7 protein-coding genes and 1 tRNA gene are annotated in these 7,314 nt (G+C 64.7%); all 8 read left to right on the forward strand.

The annotated features are described in order from the left end of the window. Positions 1-61 precede the first annotated feature (61 nt). The 8 genes from accD (at position 62) to NLX68_RS25530 (ending at position 7,313) form a co-directional block, all read left to right on the forward strand. On the forward strand, positions 62-982 hold the full coding sequence (gene accD / locus NLX68_RS25495; protein WP_254286336.1) for an acetyl-CoA carboxylase, carboxyltransferase subunit beta: 921 nt from the start codon (positions 62-64) through the stop codon (positions 980-982). Further along, entirely contained in the window at positions 979-2,286 is a 1,308-nt protein-coding gene (gene folC, locus NLX68_RS25500; RefSeq protein ID WP_254286337.1) for a bifunctional tetrahydrofolate synthase/dihydrofolate synthase, read from the forward strand. Before accD ends, folC begins: the two co-directional genes overlap by 4 nt. Then, on the forward strand, positions 2,270-2,944 hold the full coding sequence (locus NLX68_RS25505) for an SPOR domain-containing protein (protein WP_254286338.1): 675 nt from the start codon (positions 2,270-2,272) through the stop codon (positions 2,942-2,944). Before folC ends, NLX68_RS25505 begins: the two co-directional genes overlap by 17 nt. A 99-nt stretch (positions 2,945-3,043) precedes the next feature. Further along, on the forward strand, positions 3,044-3,598 hold the full coding sequence (locus NLX68_RS25510; protein ID WP_036996463.1) for a CvpA family protein: 555 nt from the start codon (positions 3,044-3,046) through the stop codon (positions 3,596-3,598). A 41-nt stretch (positions 3,599-3,639) separates the two neighbouring features. After that, complete coding sequence (purF, locus tag NLX68_RS25515; RefSeq protein WP_254286339.1) at positions 3,640-5,145, forward strand: amidophosphoribosyltransferase; 1,506 nt, start codon at positions 3,640-3,642, stop codon at positions 5,143-5,145. Positions 5,146-5,160: 15 nt separating this feature from the next. Further along, complete coding sequence (locus tag NLX68_RS25520) at positions 5,161-6,372, forward strand: O-succinylhomoserine sulfhydrylase (RefSeq protein WP_254286340.1); 1,212 nt, start codon at positions 5,161-5,163, stop codon at positions 6,370-6,372. Between the two features lie 11 nt (positions 6,373-6,383). Beyond that, entirely contained in the window at positions 6,384-7,142 is a 759-nt protein-coding gene (locus NLX68_RS25525; protein ID WP_254286341.1) for an SDR family oxidoreductase, read from the forward strand. A 95-nt stretch (positions 7,143-7,237) separates the two neighbouring features. After that, positions 7,238-7,313: transfer RNA gene (locus NLX68_RS25530), tRNA-Val, on the forward strand. The last annotated feature ends 1 nt before the right edge of the window (position 7,314 follow it).

A 7,314-nucleotide genomic window follows, 5' to 3' on the forward strand; every position in this document is an offset into this window, starting at 1 on the left:
AGGGCATACGCGCGAGCTGGCAGCCATAGTCTGCCGGTCGCCGCTACTGGAGAAAGAAAGCATGAGCAACTGGTTAGTAGACAAACTGATCCCTTCGATCATGCGTTCCGAGGTGAAGAAGAGTTCGGTCCCTGAAGGTCTGTGGCACAAGTGCCCGTCCTGCGAGGCCGTGCTGTATCGTCCGGAGCTGGAAAAGACCCTGGATGTCTGCCCTAAGTGCAACCATCACATGCGTATCGGCGCCCGCGCCCGCATCGACATCTTCCTTGATGCCGAAGGCCGCGCCGAGCTGGGCGCCGACCTGGAGCCGGTCGACCGCCTGAAATTCCGCGATGGCAAGAAGTACAAGGACCGCTTGACTGCCGCCCAGAAGCAGACCGGCGAAAAAGACGCACTGATCTCCATGAGCGGCACCCTGCTGGGCATGCCGGTCGTGGTCAGCGCCTTCGAATTCTCCTTCATGGGGGGCTCCATGGGCGCCATCGTCGGCGAGCGTTTCGTGCGTGCCGCCAACTACGCCCTGGAAAACCGCTGCCCGATGGTCTGCTTCTCGGCCTCCGGTGGTGCGCGCATGCAGGAAGCGCTGATCTCGCTGATGCAGATGGCCAAGACCTCGGCGGTACTGGCGCGCTTGCGCGAAGAAGGCATCCCGTTCATCTCGGTGCTGACCGACCCGGTCTACGGCGGCGTTTCCGCCAGCCTGGCAATGCTCGGCGACGTCATCGTCGGTGAGCCCAAGGCGCTGATCGGCTTCGCCGGCCCGCGCGTGATCGAGCAGACCGTACGCGAGAAGCTGCCAGAAGGCTTCCAGCGCAGCGAGTTCCTCCTCGAGCACGGTGCCATCGACATGATCATCCCGCGTCAGGAGCTGCGTCAGCGCCTGGGCAGCTTGCTGGCGCAAATGATGGGCCTGCCGACGCCGAAGTTCGTCGCTCCAGTGAGCGAGCCGCTCGTCGTGCCGCCGGCGCCTGCCACCGTATGACCCAACGTACCCTTGGCGACTGGCTCGCCTATCTCGAGCAGTTGCATCCGTCGGCCATCGACATGGGCCTGGAGCGTTCGCAACAGGTCGCTGCGCGGCTCGGGCTGGGCCAGCCAGCGCCACGGGTAATCACCGTGACCGGCACCAACGGCAAGGGCTCGACCTGCGCCTTCATGGCCGCGTTACTGCGCGCCCAGGGCCTCAAGGTCGGGGTCTACAGCTCGCCGCACCTGCTGCGTTACAACGAGCGGGTGCAGATCAACGGCGCTGAAGCCGGCGATGAGCAGCTGTGCGAAGCTTTTGCCGCCGTCGAGGCGGCCCGTGGCGAAATTTCCCTGACCTACTTCGAAGCCGGCACCCTGGCGGCGTTCTGGCTGTTCAAGCAGGCGGCGCTGGACGCCGTGGTGCTCGAAGTTGGCCTGGGCGGGCGCCTGGATACCGTCAATATCGTCGATGCCGACCTGGCGCTGGTGACCAGCATCGGTGTCGATCATAGCGATTACCTGGGGGATACCCGCGAGTCGGTGGCCTTCGAGAAGGCCGGGATTTTCCGCGCAGGCAAGCCGGCCCTGTGCGGCGACCTCAATCCGCCACAACCCTTGCTGGACAAGGCTCGCGCCTTGCACAGCCCGCTGTTCCTGCGTGGCCGCGACTTCGACCTGGCCAGCACCGACCAGTTCTGGCAGTGGCGCGGGGTCGATGCCCGCGGCGAGGTGGTCGAGCTGCAGGATCTGCCGTTGCTCGACCTGCCGATGGAAAACGCCGCGTTGGCGCTGCAGGCCTACCTGTTGCTCGACCTGCCGTGGGATGCCGGGCAAATCGCCGCGGCCCTGCGCAGTACACGCATGGTCGGCCGCCTTGATCGTCGGGCTTTTACCTGGCAAGGCAAAGCTTTGACTATCCTCATGGATGTCGGGCACAACCCGCATGCTGCCGAGTACCTGGCTCAGCGCCTGGCCGCCCGGCCGCTGCCGGGCAAGCGCCTGGCGGTGTTCGGTCTGCTCGCCGACAAGGACCTCGAGGGTGTGCTCAAGCCGCTGCAGCAACAGGTTCAGGCCTGGGCCGTGGCGCCGCTGGATACCGCCCGCAGCCGGCCGGTCGCCGAGCTGCACGCGGCGCTGACGAACCTTGGCGCTGTGGTGCAGTCTTACGCCAGTGTCGCTGCCGCTCTGGAAGGGCAGTGCGCGCAGGCAACGGCGGATGATGAAATCCTGCTGTTCGGATCATTTTTCTGTGTCGGCGAAGCCTTGCAGTGGCTCGACCGGCAGGCCACGGAGGACGGGGCAAATGGCATTGCTGGATAAAGTGGTCAAGCAACGCATGGTCGGGGCGCTGGTGCTGGTGGCACTGGCGGTGATCTTCCTGCCGATGCTGTTCTCCCGCGAAGATGAAATGCGCCAGGTGCGCGTCGAAGCCCCAGAGGCGCCGGCTGCACCGACCCTGCCGCAAGTGCAGGTGGAGCCGGTGCAGGTGCCGGAGCCACAGGTATTGCCTGAGGAGCCCGTCATCGCCGAGCAGTCCGCTGCCCCGGCGCAGGCGCCCAGCGCGCCAATTGCCCCGGTGCCAAGTGCCACGCCGGCGCCAACCCCGGCCCCAGCCCCGGTTGCACCGGCTGTCGCCGCAAGACCGGCCGAGCCAGCGCCAGCCAAGGCGCAGGCCAAGCCCGCGGCCACGGTCGCCACGGCGCCCAAGCCGGCAGCGGGCAAGATCGACGCCAACGGCCTGCCGGTCAGCTGGTCGATCCAGATGGCCAGCCTGGCCAACCGCGCCAGTGCCGACAACCTGCAGAAAACCCTGCGCAGCCAGGGCTACAACGCCTATATCCGTTCGGCCGAAGGCATGAACCGGGTGTATGTCGGGCCGTTGATCGAACGCGCCGAGGCCGAGCGCCTGCGTGATGTGATCAACCGCCAGCAGAAGCTCAAGGGCTTTGTCGTACGCTTCCAGCCCGAGCGCAGTTGAACCCTTGTCGCCCGGCCCGCACCGGGCGGTAAATCACTGCTTACCGACAGCCCGTTGCTCTGGTAAAATGCGCCGCCTTATCCGTTTGCAGGCACCACTGTGGCATTTACCTGGGTCGACTGGGCGATTCTCGCGATCATCGCCATTTCTTCGCTGATCAGTCTCAAGCGCGGCTTTGTCAAAGAGGCCTTGTCGCTGCTTACCTGGATCATCGCCGGTGCCGTGGCCTGGATGTTCGGTGGCTCGCTGTCGCAGTACCTGGAAGCTTATATCCAGACGCCTTCGGCCCGGGTCATCGGCGGATGCGCCATTCTTTTCGTCGCCACCCTGCTGGTGGGGGCCATGATCAACTTTCTCATCGGCGAGCTGATTCGCGTCACCGGGCTGTCCGGGACCGATCGCTTCCTGGGCATGGCCTTTGGCGCTGCCCGCGGGGCCTTGCTGGTGGTAGTGGCCGTCGGGCTGTTGAGCCTGGGGCCGGTACAACAGGATCAGTGGTGGCAGGAGTCTCGCCTCCTGCCACAATTTCTATTGGTAGCTGACTGGTCGAAAAACCTCATTCTTGGGTTCACCAGTCAGTGGCTAGCCAGCGGGATCAGCGCACCGGCTGATCTCCCGTTCCAGGAACAGCTGCTCGGGCCCAAAACGCCTTGACCGCTGTTCAGTCCAGTTTCATTAAGTAGGGGTTGCGTCGCATGTGTGGCATCGTCGGTATCGTCGGTAAGTCGAACGTCAATCAGGCGCTGTATGACGCGCTAACCGTCCTCCAGCACCGCGGCCAGGACGCTGCCGGTATTGTGACCAGCCATGATGGCCGGTTATTCCTGCGCAAGGACAATGGCCTGGTCCGTGACGTGTTCCAGCAGCGTCATATGCAGCGCCTGGTCGGTCACATGGGTATTGGCCACGTGCGCTACCCGACCGCGGGCAGCTCGACCTCGGCCGAGGCTCAGCCGTTCTACGTCAACTCGCCCTACGGCATCACCCTGGCGCACAACGGCAACCTGACCAACGTCGAACAGTTGGCCAAGGAGATCTACGAGTCCGACCTGCGCCACGTCAATACCAACTCCGACTCGGAAGTGCTGCTCAACGTCTTCGCCCATGAGCTGGCGGTGCGTGGCAAGCTGCAACCGACCGAAGAAGACGTGTTCGCCGCGGTCACCGACGTGCACAACCGTTGCGTCGGCGGTTACGCGGTGGTGGCGATGATCACCGGCTACGGCATCGTTGGCTTCCGTGACCCCAACGGCATCCGCCCGATCGTTTTCGGCCAGCGTCACACCGACGAAGGCGTCGAGTACATGATCGCCTCCGAAAGCGTTTCGCTGGACGTGCTGGGCTTCACCCTGATCCGTGACCTGGCGCCGGGCGAAGCGGTGTACATCACTGAAGAGGGCAAGCTGCACACCCGTCAGTGCGCGACCAACCCGCAGCTGTCGCCGTGCATCTTCGAACACGTCTACCTGGCTCGCCCTGACTCGATCATCGACGGCGTCTCGGTCTACAAGGCGCGCCTGCGCATGGGCGAGAAGCTGGCCGAGAAGATCCTGCGCGAGCGTCCGGACCACGACATCGACGTGGTCATCCCGATTCCCGACACCAGCCGCACCGCGGCGCTGGAACTGGCCAACCACCTGGGCGTCAAGTTCCGCGAAGGTTTCGTCAAGAACCGCTACATCGGCCGTACCTTCATCATGCCCGGCCAGGCCGCACGCAAGAAGTCGGTGCGCCAGAAACTCAACGCCATCGAACTGGAATTTCGCGGCAAGAACGTGATGCTGGTGGACGACTCGATCGTGCGCGGCACCACCTGCAAGCAGATCATCCAGATGGCCCGCGAAGCCGGCGCGAAAAACGTCTACTTCTGCTCGGCCGCCCCGGCGGTACGCTTCCCTAACGTCTACGGCATCGACATGCCGAGTGCCCACGAGCTGATCGCTCATAACCGCAGCACCCAGGATGTCGCCGAACTGATCGGCGCCGACTGGCTGGTCTACCAGGACCTGCCGGACCTGATCGAAGCGGTCGGCGGTGGCAAGGTCAAGATCGAGCATTTCGATTGCGCGGTGTTCGACGGCAAGTACGTCACCGGCGACATCGACGAAGCCTACCTGGACAAGATCGAGCAGGCGCGCAACGACGCCTCCAAGGTCAAGAACCAGGCGGTCAGCGCGATCATCGACCTCTACAACAACTAAGTTAGGAGCAGCGGCATGACACAGGAATGGGATGCCGGGCGCCTGGACAGCGACCTCGAAGGGGTCGCTTTCGACACGCTGGCGGTACGCGCCGGCCAGCATCGCACGCCGGAAGGTGAGCACAGCGATCCGCTGTTCTTCACCTCCAGCTACGTGTTCCGTACGGCGGCCGATGCCGCCGCGCGGTTCGCCGGCGAGGTTCCAGGCAACGTCTATTCACGCTACACCAACCCGACCGTGCGCGCGTTCGAAGAGCGCATCGCCGCCCTTGAAGGCGCCGAGCAGGCGGTGGCCACCTCCACCGGCATGTCGGCGATCCTTTCGACCGTCATGGCCCTGTGCAGCGCCGGCGATCATGTGCTGGTCTCGCAGAGCGTCTTCGGTTCGACCATCAGCCTGTTCGAGAAGTACTTCAAGCGCTTCGGCGTGCAGGTCGATTACGTGCCGCTGACCGATCTGGCTGCCTGGAACCAGGCGATCAAGGCCAACACCAAGCTGCTGTTCGTCGAATCGCCCTCAAACCCCTTGGCCGAGCTGGTGGATATCGCCGCCCTGGCCGAGATCGCCCATGCCAAGGGTGCGCAACTGGTGGTCGACAACTGCTTCAGCACCCCGGCCTTGCAGCAGCCGCTGAAGCTGGGCGCCGACATTGTCGTGCACTCGGCGACCAAGTTCATCGACGGCCAGGGCCGCTGCATGGGCGGCGTGGTTGCCGGGCGCAGCGAGCAGATGAAGGAAGTGGTGGGCTTTCTGCGCACCGCCGGGCCGTCGCTGAGCCCGTTCAACGCCTGGATCTTCCTCAAGGGCCTGGAGACCCTCAACCTGCGCATGCGCGCCCACTGCGCCAACGCCCAGGCCCTGGCCGAATGGCTGGAGCAGCAGGAGGGTATCGACAAGGTCCACTACGCGGGCCTGCAGAGCCATCCGCAGCATGAGCTGGCCAAGCAGCAGATGAGCGGTTTCGGCGCCGTGGTGAGCTTTGAGGTCAAGGGCGGCAAAGAGGGCGCCTGGCGCTTCATCGACGCCACCCGGCTGATTTCGATCACCGCCAACCTGGGTGACAGCAAGACCACCATCACCCACCCGGGCACCACCTCCCACGGCCGTCTGTCGCCGCAGGAGCGTGAGGCCGCCGGCATTCGCGACAGCCTGATCCGGGTCGCGGTGGGGCTGGAAGACGTGGCTGACCTCAAGGCCGACCTGGCCCGCGGGTTGGCGGCGCTGTGATCGACTGGTCGGTGGGCGACAGCAGCCATAACGGTCGCGTCGCCCTGGTCACCGGCGCGGCGCGCGGTATTGGCCTGGGCATTGCCGCCTGGCTGATCAGCGAAGGCTGGCAGGTGGTGCTCACCGACCTCGACCGTGCCCGTGGCGCGAAAGTGGCCAAGGTGCTCGGCGACAACGCCTGGTTCGTCGGCATGGATGTCGCCGACGAAGCCCAGGTGATGACCGGTGTGGCTGAAGTGCTGGGCCAGTTTGGCCGGCTCGACGCCCTGGTGTGCAACGCGGCGATTGCCGACCCGCACAACACCACCCTCGAGAGCCTGAGCCTGGCGCACTGGAACCGGGTGCTGGCGGTCAACCTTGGCGGCCCGATGCTGCTGGCCAAGCACTGTGCGCCGTACCTGCGCGCCCATTGCGGGGCGATCGTCAACCTGGCGTCGACCCGCGCCGGGCAATCGGAACCCGACACCGAGGCCTATGCCGCGAGCAAGGGCGGGCTGCTGGCCCTGACCCATGCCCTGGCCATGAGCCTGGGCCCGGAGATTCGCGTCAACGCGGTGAGCCCCGGCTGGATCGATGCACGTGATCCTGCCCAGCGCCGTGCCGAGCCGCTGACCGAAGCCGACCATGCCCAGCATCCGGCGGGCAGGGTAGGGACGGTGGAAGACGTCGCGGCGATGGTGGCCTGGTTGCTGTCGCGCAATGCCGGCTTCGTCACCGGCCAGGAATTTGTGGTCGACGGCGGCATGACCAAGAAGATGATCTACAAGTAACACTGCTTTTTTTGCCCTTTTTGAAAAAAACTTCAACGGGGGTATTGACTTAGGTTCGATACCTGCGTAAATTTCGCCACCTCAGCGAAGCACACGGGTGATTAGCTCAGCCGGGAGAGCATCTGCCTTACAAGCAGAGGGTCGGCGGTTCGATCCCGTCATCACCCACCAC

The sequence above is a fragment of the Pseudomonas sp. SBB6 genome (genome assembly GCF_024213215.1).
Lineage (GTDB): Bacteria > Pseudomonadota > Gammaproteobacteria > Pseudomonadales > Pseudomonadaceae > Aquipseudomonas > Aquipseudomonas donghuensis.